The organism is Acidovorax sp. BoFeN1 (assembly GCF_003345135.1).
GTDB classification, from domain to species: domain Bacteria; phylum Pseudomonadota; class Gammaproteobacteria; order Burkholderiales; family Burkholderiaceae_C; genus Acidovorax; species Acidovorax defluvii.
Map to the genome: position 1 here is coordinate 15720 of NZ_QOZT01000037.1, position 17881 is coordinate 33600.

General features: G+C 62.7%; 12 protein-coding genes. 9 read left to right on the top strand and 3 right to left on the bottom strand.

What is annotated here, in order from left to right; all coding sequences use genetic code 11:
- Positions 1 to 27 precede the first annotated feature (27 nt).
- The 4 genes from odhB to DTW89_RS10245 all read left to right on the top strand — a co-directional run bounded on the left by odhB (position 28) and on the right by DTW89_RS10245 (position 4704).
- Complete coding sequence (gene odhB, locus DTW89_RS10230; protein ID WP_114655864.1) at positions 28 to 1299, top strand: 2-oxoglutarate dehydrogenase complex dihydrolipoyllysine-residue succinyltransferase; 1272 nt, start codon at positions 28 to 30, stop codon at positions 1297 to 1299.
- Positions 1300 to 1396: 97 nt separating this feature from the next.
- Complete coding sequence (gene lpdA / locus DTW89_RS10235) at positions 1397 to 2827, top strand: dihydrolipoyl dehydrogenase (protein ID WP_114655865.1); 1431 nt, start codon at positions 1397 to 1399, stop codon at positions 2825 to 2827.
- A 90-nt stretch (positions 2828 to 2917) separates the two neighbouring features.
- A complete protein-coding gene (gene zapE, locus DTW89_RS10240) occupies positions 2918 to 4015 on the top strand; it encodes a cell division protein ZapE (RefSeq protein ID WP_114655866.1) in 1098 nt (365 codons plus the stop codon).
- Positions 4015 to 4704: a hypothetical protein gene (locus DTW89_RS10245; RefSeq protein WP_114655867.1), complete on the top strand. Its 690-nt coding sequence runs from the start codon at positions 4015 to 4017 to the stop codon at positions 4702 to 4704. The genes zapE and DTW89_RS10245 overlap by 1 nt, the downstream gene beginning before the upstream one ends.
- Before the next feature lie 63 nt (positions 4705 to 4767).
- Here the strand turns inward: DTW89_RS10245 and DTW89_RS10250 are convergent, their stop codons facing one another.
- Complete coding sequence (locus DTW89_RS10250) at positions 4768 to 5574, bottom strand: PP2C family protein-serine/threonine phosphatase (protein WP_024815250.1); 807 nt, start codon at positions 5572 to 5574, stop codon at positions 4768 to 4770.
- A 323-nt stretch (positions 5575 to 5897) separates the two neighbouring features.
- On the opposite strand from DTW89_RS10250, the gene DTW89_RS10260 reads away from it, so the two are divergent.
- Entirely contained in the window at positions 5898 to 7949 is a 2052-nt protein-coding gene (locus DTW89_RS10260; RefSeq protein WP_114655869.1) for an ATP-dependent DNA helicase, read from the top strand.
- Here the strand turns inward: DTW89_RS10260 and DTW89_RS10265 are convergent.
- Positions 7912 to 8709, bottom strand: a complete 798-nt coding sequence (locus tag DTW89_RS10265) for an outer membrane protein assembly factor BamD (protein WP_111866590.1) — start codon at positions 8707 to 8709, stop codon at positions 7912 to 7914. The genes DTW89_RS10260 and DTW89_RS10265 overlap by 38 nt on opposite strands.
- A 199-nt stretch (positions 8710 to 8908) precedes the next feature.
- Between DTW89_RS10265 and dnaE the strand changes: the two genes are divergently transcribed.
- The 3 genes from dnaE (at position 8909) to clpA (ending at position 15127) form a co-directional block, all read left to right on the top strand.
- On the top strand, positions 8909 to 12457 hold the full coding sequence (gene dnaE, locus DTW89_RS10270) for a DNA polymerase III subunit alpha (RefSeq protein ID WP_114655874.1): 3549 nt from the start codon (positions 8909 to 8911) through the stop codon (positions 12455 to 12457).
- Positions 12458 to 12553: 96 nt separating this feature from the next.
- On the top strand, positions 12554 to 12922 hold the full coding sequence (gene clpS / locus DTW89_RS10275) for an ATP-dependent Clp protease adapter ClpS (protein WP_114655870.1): 369 nt from the start codon (positions 12554 to 12556) through the stop codon (positions 12920 to 12922).
- 57 nt (positions 12923 to 12979) lie between these two features.
- Entirely contained in the window at positions 12980 to 15127 is a 2148-nt protein-coding gene (clpA, locus tag DTW89_RS10280) for an ATP-dependent Clp protease ATP-binding subunit ClpA (protein ID WP_114655871.1), read from the top strand.
- Between the two features lie 139 nt (positions 15128 to 15266).
- On the opposite strand, the gene DTW89_RS10285 is transcribed toward clpA, so the two are convergent.
- Positions 15267 to 16625 (bottom strand): lytic murein transglycosylase, encoded by a 1359-nt coding sequence (locus tag DTW89_RS10285; RefSeq protein WP_201740985.1) that lies wholly within the window; start codon positions 16623 to 16625, stop codon positions 15267 to 15269.
- Positions 16626 to 16817: 192 nt separating this feature from the next.
- Between DTW89_RS10285 and sbcB the strand changes: the two genes are divergently transcribed.
- Positions 16818 to 17881: exodeoxyribonuclease I (gene sbcB, locus DTW89_RS10290; RefSeq protein ID WP_114655873.1), on the top strand; the 1064-nt coding region annotated here is incomplete at its 3' end.

The following is a 17881-nucleotide window of genomic DNA, read 5'->3' on the forward strand; positions in this document are numbered from 1 at the left end:
ACAAAACCCCCTTCCGAAAGAATTGATATGGCTATCGTAGAAGTCAAAGTACCGCAACTGTCCGAATCCGTGGCCGAGGCCACCATGCTGACCTGGAAAAAGAAGGCCGGTGAGGCAGTGGCCGTGGACGAAATCCTGATCGAAATCGAAACCGACAAGGTTGTGCTGGAAGTGCCCGCACCTGCTGCCGGCGTGCTGGCAGAAATCGTCCAGGGTGATGGCGCCACCGTGGTGGCCGAGCAGTTGATCGCCAAGATCGACACCGAAGGCACAGCCGGTGTCGCCGCTCCTGCCGCTGCGCCTGCTGCTGCTGCTGCAGCTGCGCCTGCAGCAGCTGTGGCCGTGGCCGCTGCTGCAACGGGTGGCTCAAAGGCCGATGTCGCCATGCCCGCAGCGGCCAAGCTGCTGGCCGACAACAACCTGTCGGTCTCGGCTGTGGCCGGCACGGGCAAGGATGGCCGTGTGACCAAGGGCGACGTGCTCGGCGCGGTGGCGGCTGGTGCGGCCAAGGCCGTGGCGCCCAGCGCCATTCCCACCGGTGTGCCCACCAAGGCATTGCCGCAAGTGGCTGCTCCGTCGGCCGCACAGAACCTGGGCGATCGTCCCGAGCAGCGCGTGCCCATGAGCCGCCTGCGCGCCCGTGTGGCCGAGCGTCTGCTGCAGTCGCAATCGACCAACGCCATCCTGACCACGTTCAACGAAGTGAACATGGCCCCTGTGATGGATATGCGCAAGAAGTTCCAGGACGCGTTCACCAAGGAACACGGCGTGAAGATCGGCTTCATGAGCTTCTTCGTGAAGGCGGCCGTGCATGCGCTCAAGAAATACCCGGTGCTCAATGCCTCGGTCGATGGCAACGACATCGTCTACCACGGCTACTTTGACATCGGTATCGCCGTGGGATCGCCCCGTGGTCTCGTGGTGCCCATTCTGCGCAACGCCGACCAGATGAGCTTTGCCGAAATCGAGAAGAAGATCGCTGAATTTGGCAAGAAGGCTGCAGAAGGCAAGCTGGGCATCGAAGAGATGACCGGCGGTACCTTCTCCATTTCCAACGGCGGCACCTTCGGCTCGATGATGTCCACCCCCATCATCAACCCACCGCAGTCGGCCATTTTGGGCGTGCACGCCACCAAGGACCGCGCCGTGGTCGAGAACGGCCAGGTTGTGGTGCGCCCGATGAACTATCTGGCGATGTCGTATGACCACCGCATCATCGACGGTCGCGAAGCCGTGCTGGGCCTGGTGGCCATGAAGGACGCGCTGGAAGACCCCTCGCGCCTGCTGTTCGACATCTAAGCGCTGAGCGCTGAAAGCATCGACCCACCCATGTGGCCTGGCCTGCGCTGGAGCCCGTCGGTGGGTCTTTCTCCAACTGATTGAGTGAGATTTCCCCATGAGCAAACAATTTGATGTCGTCGTGATCGGCGGCGGCCCCGGCGGCTACATCGCTGCCATCCGTGCAGCCCAGCTGGGCATGAACGTGGCCTGCATCGACGAGTGGAAGAATGACAAGGGCGGCCCCGCCCCCGGCGGCACCTGCACCAACGTGGGTTGCATTCCTTCCAAGGCGCTGCTGCAGTCGTCCGAGCATTTCGAGCATGCCAACAAGCACTTCGCCGACCACGGCATCAGCACCGGCAAGGTGACGATGGATGTGGGCAAGATGGTTGGCCGCAAGGACGCTGTGGTGAAGCAGAACAACGACGGCATCCTGTACCTGTTCAAGAAGAACAAGGTCAGCTTTTTCCACGGCCGTGGCTCGTTCGTGAAGGTGGCGGCCGACGGTGGCTACGAGATCAAGGTGGCCGGCGCCACCGAAGAAACTCTGGTGGGCAAGCAGATCATCATTGCCACCGGCTCCAACGCGCGTGCGCTGCCCGGTGCAGAGTTTGACGAAGTCAATATCCTTTCCAACGACGGCGCTCTGCGCATTGGCGCGGTGCCCAAAAAGCTCGCCCTGATCGGCTCGGGCGTGATCGGCCTGGAGATGGGCTCGGTCTGGCGCCGCCTGGGCGCGGAAGTGACCGTGCTCGAAGGCCTGCCGACCTTCCTGGGTGCCGTGGACGAACAGATCGCCAAGGAAGCCAAAAAGGCGTTTGACAAGCAGGGGCTCAAGATCGAACTCGGCGTGAAAGTCGGCGAGATCAAGAACAGCAAGAAGGGCGTCAGCATCGCCTACACCAACAGCAAGGGTGAAGCCCAGACCCTGGATGCAGACAAGCTCATCATCTCGATTGGCCGCGTGCCCAACACCATCGGCCTGAATGCCGAAGCCGTGGGCCTGCAGCTCGATGAACGCGGCGCCATCGCTGTGGACGGCGATTGCAAGACCAACCTGCCTGGGGTGTGGGCCGTGGGTGACGTGGTGCGTGGCCCGATGCTGGCGCACAAGGCCGAGGAAGAGGGCGTGGCCGTGGCTGAACGCATGGCCGGCCAGCACGGGCATGTCAACTTCAACACCATCCCCTGGGTGATTTACACCAGCCCCGAAATCGCGTGGGTGGGCCGCACCGAGCAGCAACTGAAGGCCGATGGCGTGAAGTACAAGGCGGGCACGTTCCCGTTCCTGGCCAATGGTCGCGCGCGGGCACTGGGCGACACAACGGGCATGGTCAAGTTCCTGGCCGATGCAGTGACGGATGAAATCCTGGGCGTGCACATGGTGGGGCCGCAGGTTAGCGAGCTGATTGCCGAAGCCGTGGTGGCCATGGAGTTCAAGGCCAGCGCAGAAGACATTGCCCGCATCTGCCACGCGCACCCCAGCTTGAGCGAAGCGACCAAGGAGGCCGCCCTGGCCGTGGACAAACGCACGCTGAATTTCTGATTCTTTGAGTCAAATTGGCTGCTAGCGCTTATGCAGTAAGCGCTAGCAGCTATTTATTTTATAGCATCATAGTATCGGGGCATCTTCAACGTGACTGTCAAACAGACCTATCTCGCAGAACTTGCCACCAAGGGTTTTCAGAGCGATCCGGCGCAATTGCGCGCGGTGGACGCCCTGCAGCGCTGCGCCCAGGACTGGGCGGCGTACAAGTCGCGCCGCTCCAACGCCCTTAAAAAGATCATCAACCGCCCCGAAGTTCCGCGTGGCGTATACATGTATGGCGGGGTCGGGCGGGGCAAGAGCTTTCTCATGGATTGCTTTTTCAACGCCGTGCCACTCAAGCGCAAGGTGCGACTGCATTTTCACGAGTTCATGCGCGAGGTGCACCGCGAGCTGGCTGGCCTGCAGGGCACGGTGAACCCGCTGGATGTGCTGGGTGCGCGCATTGCCAAGCGCTACAAGCTGATCTGCTTTGATGAGTTTCACGTCGCCGACATCACCGACGCGATGATCTTGCACCGCTTGCTGGCGGCGCTGTTTGACAACGGGGTGGGGTTTGTCACCACCTCCAACTTCAAGCCCGACGATCTGTACCCCGATGGCTTGCACCGCGACCGTATCCTGCCCGCTATTGCGCTGCTCAATGAAAGGCTGGAGGTCGTGAATGTGGACAACGGCACCGACTACCGGCGTCGCACGCTAGAGCAGGTGAAGCTTTATCACACGCCCCTCGGTCCCGAGGCAGATGCCGAAATGAATGCTGCCTTTGACCAGTTGGCCGAGGTGCACGATGAAGACCCCGTGCTGCACATCGAAGCGCGCGAGATCCGGGCGCGGCGCAAGGCGGGGGGCGTGGTGTGGTTTGACTTCAGGACGCTGTGCGGTGGCCCCCGGTCGCAGAACGACTACCTGGAGATCGCCACGCAGCTCCACACGGTAATGCTGTCGGATGTGCCCTATATGCCGGTCAACATGGCGTCGCCTGCGCGGCGCTTTACCTGGCTGGTGGACGTGCTGTATGACCGGCGGGTCAAGCTCATCATGTCGGCTGCTGTGCCGCCAGAGCAGCTGTACACCGAAGGACCTCTGGCCCACGAGTTTCCGCGCACGGTGTCCCGGCTGCACGAGATGCAGTCCAAGGAGTTTCTCGCGCTGGATCGCCGCACTGTTGATACGGGACTGACGTAATGAAAAAGGCATGGGCAATTGGCGGGCTGGTCTGCTTGATCGCCGGGCCTGCGATGGTGCAAGCGGCGGATCCTGCCCCGCCTGAAAATCGTTACAGCGCCGTGCAGGCACAGCGGCAGGCCGAGCGCGAGCATATTCACCAGGAGCGCCAGGCCATCGCGGCCACGCGAAAGCGTGAGGAGACCGCGTGTTATCGCCGGTTTGCGGTAGAAGACTGCCTGCGCGACGTGCGAACCCAGGCGCGCAGGGCAGAACTGCAACTGCGCGGGCGCGAGTTGCAACTCAATGACGCAGAGCGCAAGGAAAAAGCCGCCGAGCGGTTGCGCTCGATCGAAGAAAAGCAACGCGTGGCTCCTGACCGTTCGCAACCCCAAGGCTCGGCACGAGGGGAGGGGCGTGGTGCTCCCGTCGGCGTGGAGGATTTGCGCACGCAGCGTCAACGAGACGCACAGCAGCGGTCCGAGCAGCAGCGAGCCCGCCAGCAGTCGAGCGCTGCAAACCAGGCGCAGCGTGCCAGGCAAAGCGCTGAGCGGGCGGCCACGGCGCAGTCCCGCCATGCTGAAAACGTGAAATCCGCGCAGGAGCGGCGCGAACGGGTGCAGAAAATGCAGGCCGAGTCTGCCGCCGCAGGGCGCCAACCGGCTGCTCCCTTGCCCGCGTCGTCGGGGCTGCCGCCCGTTCAACCCTGAAGTGCGGGGTGACGGGGACTAAGGGAAGCACGCGCCCGCGCCTGCGAGCTGGCCCTGCGCGCTTCAGGCGGTTTTTGAGGAAATGGGGCTCAGTCGTCCCATTTTTTTCTCTTCTTCCAGGGCTTCAATCTTCACGACGACCAGCGACAGGTTATCGCCACCCCCGCGTGCGCGCGAGCGTGCCTTGTCGATCAGAAATTCGGTGGCCTCGCGCGGCGACAGGGAATCGACCACCGAGGCCAGCTCGGTGGGAGAAAAGTAGTGCCATACACCATCGCTGCAGGCCAGCAAAACATCGCCTGGCTGCAAGTGCTGGATGGTGTGGGTGGTGGTGGGTGGATCGCTTTCTGTGCCCAGGCAGCCCACCAGAATGTTGGAATGCGGATGGATGTTGGCCTCGGCTTCGGTCAGCTCGCCACGATCGACCAAGGCCTGCACATAAGAGTGATCGCTGGTGCGAAAGGTCAGCCTGGCACCCTCAAAATGGTAAATGCGCGAATCGCCCGCATGAACCCAGTGGCAGTCACCGCGCGGGTTGATCAAAAACGCCGCGATGGTGCTGTGGGGTTCCTGTTCGGATGAAATGGCCGTGAGGCGGATGACGATGTGCGCCTCTTCCACCATGTTCTTGAGCATTGCGGCAGGGTCGTCGGACTCTGGCGAGTAGCGTTCGAACAACTGGCGGGCCGTCATCATCACCTGGTCGGATGCCTTGCGCCCACCACTGCGGCCACCCATGCCGTCGGCAATCACGCCCAGCACGCAGCCGTTGTAGCGTTCGTGGGAGATCAGGGCCACTTGGTCTTGCTGGTATTCGCGGTCACCCTTGTGGATGCCGGTCGAGGCGATAAGGCGGAACGCTTTGGTCATGCTGGTGATTGTGGGGGGCGGCGGCTCAAATACGCATCGGCGCAGGGCGCCAGACCACGTATTATTCATTCGCGTGTGGCATTTTTGCTATGCCCGTGAGCGCTTGGCGCCGTCAATGCCTTGAAATCGAACCTCCACTCCTTGCCTCGTCCGTTGATTGTTTTGCGTATGGCCCCTGCCGTATTGAACGTGCGCATCGATGAGGGCCCGCAAGAACAGCCGCCAGACGACGTTTTGCGCAGGCGCCTGAAGAACCGCCGCATGGCGTTGCGCAGCGCAATCGGCTGTTTCGCGCGCGCGCTCCAGCCCCAAGAGCCTGCGTGATGAGCCTGCTGGAAGCCGTGCACGCGGTATTTGAGCCCCAAGGGGTGCTGGCGCAGATGGGGTCGCACTACCTTGCGCGAGATGGCCAGATCCGCATGGCCGAAGCGGTGGCCCGAACCATTGTGCAGGGTGGCGCCCTGGTGGTGGAAGCGGGTACGGGTGTTGGCAAAACATTCGCGTACCTGGTCCCGGCGCTGCTCAGCGGAGAGCGTGTCTTGCTGTCCACGGCCACCAAGGCCTTGCAGGACCAGCTCTTTGCCCGGGATCTCCCCCAATTGGTTTCTGCGCTGGCCTTGCCGGTGCGCACGGCCCTGCTGAAAGGGCGTGGCAGCTACCTGTGCCTGCACCGGATGGAACAGGCCCGCCAGGATGTTGAGCTGCACGACCGCACCATTCAGCGGGTGCTGGCCAAGGTAGAGGTGTGGTCGCACAGCACGCGCTCGGGGGATCTGGCGGAACTGCCGGGTCTCGACGAGCGCTCGCCCGTCATTGCGCTGGTTACCTCCACCCGCGACAACTGCCTGGGGGCCTCGTGCCCGCGTTTTCGCCAGTGCCACGTCAACCTCGCACGGCGTGAAGCGCTGGCGGCGGATGTGGTGGTGGTCAACCACCATTTGTTCTTTGCCGATGTGGCCGTGCGGGAGTCGGGCATGGCCGAGTTGTTGCCAACCGTGCGGGTCGTGGTGTTTGACGAGGCGCACCAGATCAATGAAATCGGTGTGCAATTCATGGGCATGCACCTGACCACGGGGCAACTGCTGGATTTCTCCCGTGACATTCTGACCGCTGGTTTGCAGCATGCCCGTGGTTTGACCGACTGGAACATGGTGGCGGGCCGCATGGAGCAGGCCGCTGCCGATTTGCGGATTGCCGTGGGGCCGGGCGTGCCAGGCGCCAAGCTGCGCTGGCTCGGGGATGTGCCAGAAACGGTTGCACCCGGCGGCTGGCACGAGGCCTTTCGACGGGTATCTCTTGCCTGTGCACAAGCCCTGGAAACACTGGACCCGTTCAGCGAAACATCCCCGGACCTCATGCGCCTGTATGAGCGCGGCTCGGAGATTCTGGCGCGCCTGGGACGCTTTGCAGCACCCTGCAGCCCGGATGCGGTGCGCTGGGTAGAGGCAGGTGGGCAATTGCGGCTGGTGGAATCGCCGCTCGATATTGCGCAGGCCATGCAAACCCGGTTGCTGGCGGCTCCTGCCGAAGCTTGCGAAGGCGAAGGCGACGAGTGGCCCGCGCCGTCGCAGCATGCTGGGCGGGCCTGGATTTTCACGTCTGCAACCCTGGGCGACGACGCCGGACTGACGTGGTTCACCGAGCGCTGTGGCCTGCAGGATGCTGAGATCTTGCGCGTGGAAAGCCCGTTCGACTATGCCTCCCAGGCCGCGTTGTATGTGCCGCGGCATGTGCCAAAGCCTTCTGATCCCGCGCACAGCATCGCTGTAGCCCGGTTGTCGGGGGCCGCTGCAGACCGCCTTGGCGGGCGCACGCTGGTGTTGACTACAACCCTTAAGGCTTTGCGGGTGATTGGGGATATTCTGAAAGACCGTTTCAGCAGCACTGAAGGGCTTGAAGTGCTGGTGCAGGGGGACTGGCCAAAGCGCCATCTGATGGAACGCTTTCGCGAGGGGGCGACAAGCGGCGGGCGCGGCTGCCTGCTGGTGGCCTCGGCCTCATTCTGGGAAGGTTTTGATGTCCCAGGCGACGCCTTGCAGCTGGTCATCATCGACAAGTTGCCCTTTCCTGCGCCCGGCGATCCGCTGATGGAGGCGCGCAGTCAACGCATTGAGGTCGCCGGTGGGCGTTCGTTTCAGATGCTTGCGGTGCCCGAGGCCGCTGTGGCACTCAAGCAAGGTGCGGGGCGGCTGATACGGCGGGAATCGGACCGGGGCGTGCTGGTCGTGTGCGACACGCGGCTGGTGACCATGGGCTACGGCAAGCGGCTGATGCGCGCATTGCCTCCCATGCGTGTTCTTGAAAGTCCTGAGGAGTTTGAGGCCGCGCTGGATGCGCTTACCAGAACTTCCACCAAGGATTGGACTTTGCCTTGACGGTGCCCGTGGCGTAAACGCCTTGGGGATAGGAAGACTGCATGACCCGGCGTGCGTCGTCGCGCAGCTGGGTCATTCCGAGGGCATCGTAGGACTGGATCAGGATGTAAAGCGCCTCTTCGAGTGCGGGCACACCCTGGTAATCGGCCAGCGCGGCCTGCGCGCGGCCAATGGCTGCCACATAAGCGCCGCGCTGGAAGTAATAGCGGGCGACGTGCACCTCATACTGGGCCAGCGAATTGACGATGTAGGTCATGCGCTGGCGAGCGTCTTTGGCATAGCGGGAGTCAGGGAAACGCGTGGCCAGTTCGCTGAACGACTCAAAGGAGTCCTTGGCAGCTTTCTGATCGCGTTCGGACAGGTCCTGCTGGGAGATCCAGGAAAAAAGACCCAGGTTGTCGTTGAAGTTGACCAGGCCTTTCAGGTAGAGCGCGTAATCCAGTGCCGGGCTGGCCGGGTGAAGCTTCATGAAGCGATCGAGCGTGGCGATGGCCTGTGCCTTTTCGCCAGCCTTGTACTGCGCATAGGCCTTGTCCAGCTGGGCCTGCTGGGCCAAGGGAGTGCCTGCTGCGCGGCCTTCCAGCTTTTCGAGCAATGGCACCGCCTTGTCGAAAGCACCGCTGTTGAGTTCGTCCTTGGCTTCCGAGTAAATGCGGTTAGGGCTCCAGCCCGCTGTCTTGTCTTCCGGAGTGCTCGAGCAGCCCGCAAGCAGGCCGGCGGTCAGCAGGGCAGTGATAAAAGGCAGTGAGGCACGCAGCATTGCAGGCAGCTTTCAGGCTAAAGGTGAACGTGTGTCTTGTGAGGGGCTGTAAAGGTTGCCGCACCGATAGGGTGCGGCTTGGCCTGCGACAGAACCTGGACCGACGCTGGCATTGTACCGACGCACGCTGCCGAGCTTTGCGCGCTGAATCGGGTCATTTTCGATGCCGGACCAGGTGGGGCTTCCTACAATGGGGCCCATGTTTGTTCACCTTCGCCTGCACACCGAGTTCTCCGTCGTTGACGGCACCAATCGCATCGATGAGTTGGCCAAGGCAGCGGCCAAGGATGGCCAGCCCGCATTGGCCATTACCGATCTCAGCAACCTTTTTGGTGCCATCAAGTTCTACAAGGAAATGCGCGGCAAGGGCGTCAAGCCGATTCTGGGCGCCGAAGTGTTCGTGGAAGGCGAGGCCGGAGCGGCGCCGTCGCGCATATTGCTGCTGGTGCAGGGGCACCGGGGTTACCTGAATCTGTCTGAATTGCTGGCGCGCGCCTGGACCCGCAACGTGGTCAAAGCCCAGGCCATTTGCACCTGGGAGTGGTTGCAGGAGCTGGGCGAAGGGTTGATCGCTATCGCCGGGGCCCAGGCGGGGCCAGTGGGGCAAGCCCTCATGAAAGGCGATGATGCTGGTGCGGCGCACCTGGCGCTCCGGCTGGCCGGTATCTTCCCGCACCGTTTTTATATGGAGGTGCAACGGGCGGGACGCGCCGACGACGAGGCCCATGTCGTGGCTGCAGTGCAGCTGGCGGCTCGGCTCAATCTGCCGGTGGTCGCCACGCATCCCGTGCAGTTCGCCACCGCCGACGACTACGAGGCCCATGAGGCCCGGGTCTGCATCTCCGAGGGCGAAATTCTGGGCAACCAGCGGCGTGTGCGCAAGTTCACGCGCGAACAGTATTTCAAGTCGTCGGCGCAAATGCAGGCGCTGTTTGAAGACTTGCCTGCCGCCCTGGCCAATTCGGTGGAAATTGCCCGCCGTTGCAACATCAGCCTGGTGCTGGGCAAGCCGCAATTGCCCAATTTTCCCATCCCACCCGTGAACGGGCAGGTGCTGTCAGTGGAGGATTACTTCCGCCATGTTTCGTTTGAGGGGCTGGAAGACCGCCTCAGGCTGCTATTCCCCGACGAAGCCAAACGCAATGCGCAGCGGCCGCGCTATGTGGAACGGCTCGAGTTCGAGCTCAACACCATTCTCAAGATGGGGTTTCCGGGCTACTTTTTGATTGTGGGCGACTTTATTCAGTGGGCCAAGACCCACGGTTGCCCCGTGGGGCCTGGCCGGGGCTCAGGTGCGGGGTCTCTGGTGGCCTATGCGCTCAAGATCACCGATCTGGATCCGCTTGAATACAACCTGCTGTTCGAACGGTTTTTGAATCCCGAGCGTGTGTCGATGCCCGACTTCGACATTGACTTTTGCCAGGCGAACCGCGACCGTGTGATCGACTACGTAAAGGACAAATACGGCAAGGACGCGGTGAGCCAGATCGCCACCTTCGGTACCATGGCCGCCAAAGCCGCCATCCGTGACGTGGGGCGGGTGATGGACATGAGCTATATGTTTTGCGACGGCATTTCCAAGCTGGTGCCCAACAAACCGGGGCAGTCCTACACACTGGCCTACCCGCCCAATCCCAAGAAAGAGGGCGACAAGAACAACTACGCCCTGGAGCTGGAGCCCCTGCTGGCAGAGCGGGTGCAAAAGGAAGAAGACGTCAAGACCGTCATCGAAATGGCGCAAAAGCTGGAGGGCTTGACGCGCAATATCGGCATGCATGCCGGCGGTGTGCTGATTGCACCCGGCAAGCTGACGGATTTTTGTCCCCTGTACCAGCAGCCGGGCAGTGAATCGGCCGTGAGCCAGTACGACAAGGACGACGTGGAGGCCATCGGCCTGGTGAAGTTCGATTTTTTGGGTCTGGCAACCCTGACCATTCTGGAGATAGCGCGCGAATTCATCATGAAGCGCCACAAGGGCCAGGAGAATTTCAGTTTCGAGACCATTCCCCTCGATGACGGGCCTACCTACAAGCTCTTCTCCGATGGCAAGACGGAGGCGGTGTTCCAGTTTGAAAGCCGCGGCATGCAGGGCATGCTGCGCGAAGCCCGGCCCAGCCGCCTGGAAGACCTGATTGCCCTGAACGCCCTGTACCGCCCGGGCCCGATGGACCTGATTCCGAGCTTCGTGAACCGCAAACACGGCAAGGAAGTGGTGGAATACCCCCATCCACTGGTCGAAAAGGTGCTGTCAGAGACCTACGGGATCATGGTGTACCAGGAGCAGGTGATGCAGACCGCCCAGGTGCTGGGGGGCTACTCGCTCGGTGGTGCCGACATGCTGCGCCGGGCGATGGGCAAGAAGAAGGCAGAGGAAATGGCCGAGCACCGCGCCATTTTCCGCAAAGGGGCGGCAGAAAAGAACATCAGCGAGCAGAAGGCCGACGAGGTGTTCGACCTGATGGAGAAGTTCGCGGGCTACGGCTTCAACAAGTCTCACGCGGCCGCCTATTCGCTGCTGGCCTACCACACGGGCTGGCTCAAGGTGCACTACACGGCCGAGTTCTTTTGCGCCAACATGACGGTGGAAATGGATGACACCGACAAGCTCAAGGTGCTGTTCGAAGATGCGCAGAAGAATTTTGGTCTGACATTCGAGGCGCCGGACGTCAACCGCGGTACTTACCGTTTCGAGCCCGTGACCGACAAAGTCATTCGCTACGGTCTTGGGGCGGTCAAGGGCACGGGCCAGCATGCCATCGATGCCATCGTTGCAGCCCGTGATGGGCGGGGCCAGGGGCCGCAGGGCTCCACCACGGGTCCGTTCAAGAGTCTGTTTGATTTTTGCGTGCGGGTGGACAAGGCGCGCCTGAACAAACGCACGGTCGAAGCGCTCATCAAGGCGGGGGCCTTTGATTCACTCAACCTCAATCGTGCTGCCATGGTCGCGTCGATTGACCGAGCCTTTGACTTTGCCGCGGCCACGCTGGCCAATGTCAACCAGGGTGGGCTGTTCGACATGATGGGCGACGACGCCCACGGATCGAGCACGCAGGAGCCTGACCTGGTGGACGCGGTTCCCTGGGGCATCAAGGAGCGCCTCACCCAGGAAAAAACGGCCGTGGGTTTTTATCTGTCGGGCCATCTTTTCGACGAGGTGGCGCAAGAGGTGCGTCGCTTTGTTCGCACCCAGATCGACGAATTGCTGGACAGCCGCGAGCCCCAGATTCTTGCGGGCATCGTCAGCGATTTCCGGGTGATCAACGGCCAGCGGGGCAAGCTGGGCTTGTTCCGGCTGGACGATAAGTCGGGCGTGATCGAGGCATCGGCCGACGAAGCCCTGCTCAATACCTACCGCAACCAGCTCAAGGAAGACGAGTTTGTGGTGATGATGGGGCGCCTGCAGCTGGACCATTTCAGCGGGGGGCTGCGCGTGAAGGTTCAGCAGGTTTGGGATATGGCCGGTGCACGCGCACGGTTTGGCAAATACCTCCATGTGGTGGTGGGGGACAAATCCCCCGAAGTGCCGCGACTGGTGCAGGAGTTTCCGCCCTGCCGTGAAGAGTCGGAGCAGGGCACTGTGCTGCATGGACTGCGCGTGCGCATGGGCGTGCGCTGTGTCGCAGAGCAGGGCGCTGCGGTGGCCGAACTGCAACTGGGCGATGCCAGCCGGTTTTATCCCACGGACGCGGCACTGGCAGCCTGGAGCGCCCAGGTGGGCACGAGCTCGGCCGTTGTGATCTATGAGTGACCCCGGCATTTTTGGGTGGGCGCTCTGGACGTGGTTGAAAAACACCCGGCCGTCATCAGATATCACTGTCGGCAGCGATGCTCCCGGGTCGCTAGAATGAATTTCATGGCAACAAAACCACCTTCTCCCCCCGTCGCGCTGCCCGTTACCCGGCCAGCGAAGGATGATGGCGGTTCGGTCGTGCTCGAAAGACGCGTGCAAAAGACCCGGCCGCCGCAGATGTACCAGGTGGTCATGCTCAATGACGACTACACCCCCATGGAGTTCGTCATCGTGGTGCTGCAGGAGTTTTTCAGCAAGGACCGCGAGCAGGCCACCCAGATCATGCTGAAGATACACCTCGACGGCAAAGGCGTCTGTGGCGTGTATTCACGCGATGTGGCCGCCACCAAGGTCGACCAAGTGCTGGAGGCCGCGCTCAAGGCCGGCCACCCGCTGCAATGCGTCAGTGAGCCTGTTGAATAACAGGTTTCTCGTCCCGATCTACAGTTATCTCTTCCACGCAAGCACAAAGGAGTTCACATGATTGCCCAGGAACTGGAAGTCAGCTTGCACATGGCCTTTGTTGAGGCCCGCCAGCAGCGCCACGAGTTCATCACCGTGGAGCATCTGTTGCTTGCACTGCTCGATAACAACGGTGCCAACGTGCTCGTGGCCATCTTTGGCGAAAAAGACTCGCACGCCGTGTACTACCTGCACCAGCAGGGCGTGACGCGCCTGGACGTGGTCAATTTCATTGCCCACGGCATCAAAAAGGGCGAGCCGCCAGAGCCCGCCAAGGCCGAGAACCAGGCCGAAGGCGAGGAGGGCGGCGGTTCGGAGCGTAGTGAGAAAGCGTCTCCGCTGGAGCAGTTCACCCAGAACCTGAACCAGCTCGCCAAGGAAGGCAAGATCGACCCGCTGATTGGCCGCCACTACGAGGTAGAGCGCACGATCCAGATCCTTTGCCGCCGTCGCAAGAACAACCCGCTGCTGGTGGGCGAGGCCGGCGTGGGCAAGACGGCGATTGCCGAGGGCTTGGCCTGGCGCATCACGCAAAACGACGTGCCTGAAATTCTGGCCGAGGCCGTGGTGTATTCGCTCGACATGGGCGCGCTGCTGGCGGGCACCAAGTACCGCGGCGATTTTGAGCAGCGCCTCAAGGGCGTGCTCAAGTCGCTCAAGGACAAGCCCAATGCCATTCTGTTCATCGACGAGATCCACACCCTGATCGGTGCCGGCGCTGCGTCGGGCGGCACGCTGGATGCGTCCAACCTGCTCAAGCCGGCGCTTTCCAGCGGTCAGCTCAAGTGCATTGGCGCCACCACCTTCACGGAATACCGTGGCATCTTTGAGAAAGACGCCGCGTTGTCGCGCCGCTTTCAGAAGGTGGATGTGGTCGAGCCCACGGTGCAGGAAACCATCGACATCTTGAAGGGCCTGAAGTCGCGCTTTGAAGAGCACCACAGTGTGAAATACGCTGCGGCCGCCCTGCAGGCTGCGGCCGAGCTGAGCGCCAAGTACATCAACGACCGCCACCTGCCCGACAAGGCCATCGACGTGATCGATGAAGCCGGTGCGGCCCAGCGCATCATGGTGCCGAGCAAGCGCAAAAAGACCATCGGCAAGGCCGAGATCGAAGAGATCGTGGCCAAGATCGCGCGCATTCCTCCCGCCAACGTCAGCAACGACGACCGCGGCAAGCTGCAGACGCTGGAGCGCGACCTGAAAAGCGTCGTGTTCGGTCAGGACAAAGCCCTGGAAGTGCTGGCCAGCGCGGTCAAGATGGCGCGCTCGGGTCTGGGCAAGGGCGACAAGCCGATCGGCTCGTTCCTGTTCAGCGGCCCCACCGGCGTCGGCAAGACCGAGGCGGCCAAGCAGCTGGCCTACATCATGGGCATCGAACTGATCCGCTTTGACATGTCGGAGTACATGGAGCGCCATGCCGTGAGCCGCCTGATTGGCGCACCCCCGGGCTATGTGGGGTTCGACCAGGGCGGCCTGCTCACCGAAGCCATCACCAAGAAGCCGCACGCCGTGCTGCTGCTCGATGAAATCGAGAAGGCGCACCCGGACATCTTCAACGTGCTGCTTCAGGTAATGGACCATGGTACGCTGACCGACAACAACGGGCGCAAGGCCGACTTCCGCAACGTGCTCATCATCATGACCACGAACGCGGGCGCCGAGACCATGAACAAGGCGACCATTGGCTTCACCAACCCCCGGCAGGCGGGCGACGAAATGGGCGACATCAAGCGCCTGTTCACGCCTGAGTTCCGCAACCGGCTGGACGCCATCGTCAACTTCAAGGCGCTCGACGAGCAGATCATCCTTCGCGTGGTGGACAAGTTCCTGCTGCAGCTCGAAACGCAGTTGGCCGAGAAGAAGGTGGAGGTCACCTTCACCGACACGCTGCGCAAGCACCTGGCCAAGAAGGGCTTTGATCCGCTGATGGGCGCCCGCCCGATGCAGCGCCTGATCCAGGACACCATTCGCCGGGCCCTGGCCGATGAGCTGCTGTTTGGCCGCTTGCAGGATGGCGGCCGCCTGACCGTGGACATCGAGGTCAAGACGGACGACAAGGGCGTGGAAACGTCCGAAGTGATGCTGGACATCCAGCCGCTGCCCAAGAAAGAGCGCTCGGCCAAGTCGGAGCCCGCTGAACCCGAAGAGGCCACTGCCGACTGATTGCGCTACGACCCCGCTCGCAGCTGGTGTGCCGCGATCGCGAGGCACACACCCCAAAGCCCGTGGCGCAAACCCCGGGCTTTTTTTATGGTGGCAGAGCGTTCTGAACTGGTGCTGCGCCTGTGCGCGGGCGCTCTGTTTACCGGGGTGCCTGTAGCCGCTCAAGCAGCGCGTGCGTGGGATATCCGTCGGCCACGGTGCCGATGCTCTGCTGAAAACGGCGCAGGCCTGCGCGTGTTGCCGGGCCCATTACGCCGTCTGACACACCCGCGTCAAAACCCTTTGCATTGAGTGCCTCCTGCAGCTGGCGCAGCTGGTCGCGATTCAGAGGGGCAATGTCGCGGGGCCACGCCGTGGCAACGGGTGGGCCACCGTCGATCTGGCGTGCCAGAAGGCCTACGCCCAGCGCATAGTTGACGGAGTTGTTGTACCGCAGGATGGTGCGGAAATTGGTGCCCACCAAAAACGCTGGGCCGCGTGCTCCTGCGGGCGTGATGATGGAGGCCGCACCCACCTCGGGCAGGGGTTGCCCGTCCAGCGTGCGAACGCCTTCTGCCGCCCATGCTGCGCTGTTCTGGCGGGTGCTGATTTCGGCGCGTGCGTAGTCAAAGCCAGCGGGCAGTTGCACTTCGACGCCCCAGGTCTGGCCGCTTTTCCAGCCCATGCGCGCCAGAAAATGGGCCGTGGACGCCGTGACATCGGCAATGCTGCCCCAGATGTCACGATGGCCGTCGCCGTCGGCATCCACGGCGTAGGCCAGAAACACCGAGGGCAGAAACTGCGTGTGCCCCATGGCGCCCGCCCAGGAGCCGACCATGCGATCGGCCGGGATGTCGCCCTGGTCCACGATGCGCAGCGCGGCCAGCAGCTCGGCTTGCGCCCAGGCGCGGCGGCGCCCGTCGTAAGCCAGCGTGGCAAGCGCGTCCACCGCGCGGTAGGTACCAAAGTTGCTGCCGAAGTTGCTCTCCATGCCCCAGATGGCCGTGATCACTGCGGCGGGTACCCCGTGGCGAGTGGCGGCAGCGTCCAGTGCGGCGTGGTGCTCCGCCCGCATGGCCTGGCCCTGTGCAATGCGCTGCGGCGACACGGCGCTGTCCAGGTAGGCCCAGGGCGTGCGGGTGAATTCGGGCTGGGCACGGTCCAGCTCCACCACGCGAGGTTGCCATTGCGTGCTGCCCAGCACTTCGCGCACGGTTTGGGGCTCGATACCCGCCGCCAGGGCTTGTTTCGAAAAAGCGGTGCGCCAGGCGTCGAATCCTTCTTCAGGGGGTACTTCGGAAGCCGTGTCAACTGGCGCGGAGACCTGCGCACTGTTGGCCGCAGGCGCCAAGGCCGTTGGCTGCGGCTTTGCCAGCCTGTCGGGGAGGCTTTCGGAAGCCGGCGCCGAGGCGCAACCTGCCAGGGCCATGGCCGCCACCAGTGTGGCAAGCGAGAGTGGCGCCACGAGGGGAGTGCGGTGGCGAGAGGAGCTGGAGGGGGCGTTTGGGGTGCTGTGCATGCGCCATTGTCCCGTGCAGCAGCGCGGGTGCAGCGTTGCAGGTGTATCACGGCGTGATGTGGTGGCAATCCTCTGGACCCACTTTCACTACTATTTTGATAGCTGTTCGCGCTTTATCTGTATGCGCTAGGAGCAAAAATAGCCTCTAAACCCGGTTACAGTTGGCCCTTCGCCCTTGTTTGCCCCTAGACCATGGCCCCCCACACCTTTCTCTGGCACGACTACGAAACCTTCGGTGCCAACACCCGGCGCGACCGGCCGGCGCAGTTTGCGGCCATCCGCACCGATGCCGCGCTGAACGAAATCGGCGATCCGCTGATGCTTTACTGCCAGCCGGCCAACGACTATCTGCCAGACCCGCAGTCTTGCCTCATCACCGGCATCACGCCGCAGCTGTGTCTGGAAAAGGGCGTGCCCGAGCACGATTTTGCCAATCGCATCGAGGCCGAATTTGCGCAGCCGGGCACCATTGGCGTGGGCTACAACACCATCCGGTTTGATGACGAGATCACTCGCTTCATGTTCTGGCGCAACCTCATCGACCCCTACGCGCGCGAGTGGCAAAACCAGTGCGGCCGGTGGGATCTGCTGGACGTGGTGCGCATGACCTATGCGCTGCGGCCGGACGGCATTGCCTGGCCCAAAAAGGAAGACGGCACGCCCAGCTTCAAGTTGGAGCATCTGTCCAAAGCCAACGGCCTGTTGCACGAGGCTGCGCACGATGCGCTGTCGGACGTGCGCGCCACCATTGCGCTGGCGCGGTTGATCCGTCAGCACAACCCCAAGCTGTTTGACTTTGCCCTGTCGCTGCACAAGAAGGACCGCGTTGCCGCCGAGTTGCGACTGCCGGCAACGGCCCTCACGGCACGGCCGTTCTTGCATGTCTCGGGCATGTTCCCTGCGGAGCGCGGTTGCCTCGCAGTGATGTGGCCGCTGGCCAGCCATCCCACCAACAAGAACGAGCTGATTGCCTGGGACCTCGCCCATGACCCGCGCGAACTGGCCACGCTGGGGGCTGACGAGATCCGCTTGCGCATGTTCTCCAGGGCGGCCGACCTGCCCGAGGGCACCACGCGCCTGCCCATCAAGACCATCCACCTGAACAAATCACCCATGGTGGTGGGCAATGTGAACACGCTCACCCCTGCGCTGGCGCAGCGCTGGGGCATGGATCTGGCCCAGGCGGCGCAGCATGCCGACATGGCGCGGGCCTTGCCGGACATGAGCGGCATCTGGCCCGCCGTGTTTGCCCGCCC

Excerpts from the sequence above, each read along its gene's own strand:
- odhB (WP_114655864.1), top strand. The coding sequence starts at position 28 with ATGGCTATCGTAGAAGTCAAAGTACCGCAACTGTCCGAATCCGTGGCC.
- lpdA (WP_114655865.1), top strand. The coding sequence starts at position 1,397 with ATGAGCAAACAATTTGATGTCGTCGTGATCGGCGGCGGCCCCGGCGGC.
- DTW89_RS10245 (WP_114655867.1), top strand. The coding sequence starts at position 4,015 with ATGAAAAAGGCATGGGCAATTGGCGGGCTGGTCTGCTTGATCGCCGGG.
- DTW89_RS10250 (WP_024815250.1), bottom strand. The coding sequence starts at position 5,574 with ATGACCAAAGCGTTCCGCCTTATCGCCTCGACCGGCATCCACAAGGGT.
- DTW89_RS10260 (WP_114655869.1), top strand. The coding sequence starts at position 5,898 with ATGAGCCTGCTGGAAGCCGTGCACGCGGTATTTGAGCCCCAAGGGGTG.
- DTW89_RS10265 (WP_111866590.1), bottom strand. The coding sequence starts at position 8,709 with ATGCTGCGTGCCTCACTGCCTTTTATCACTGCCCTGCTGACCGCCGGC.
- dnaE (WP_114655874.1), top strand. The coding sequence starts at position 8,909 with ATGTTTGTTCACCTTCGCCTGCACACCGAGTTCTCCGTCGTTGACGGC.
- clpS (WP_114655870.1), top strand. The coding sequence starts at position 12,554 with ATGAATTTCATGGCAACAAAACCACCTTCTCCCCCCGTCGCGCTGCCC.
- clpA (WP_114655871.1), top strand. The coding sequence starts at position 12,980 with ATGATTGCCCAGGAACTGGAAGTCAGCTTGCACATGGCCTTTGTTGAG.
- DTW89_RS10285 (WP_201740985.1), bottom strand. The coding sequence starts at position 16,625 with ATGCACAGCACCCCAAACGCCCCCTCCAGCTCCTCTCGCCACCGCACT.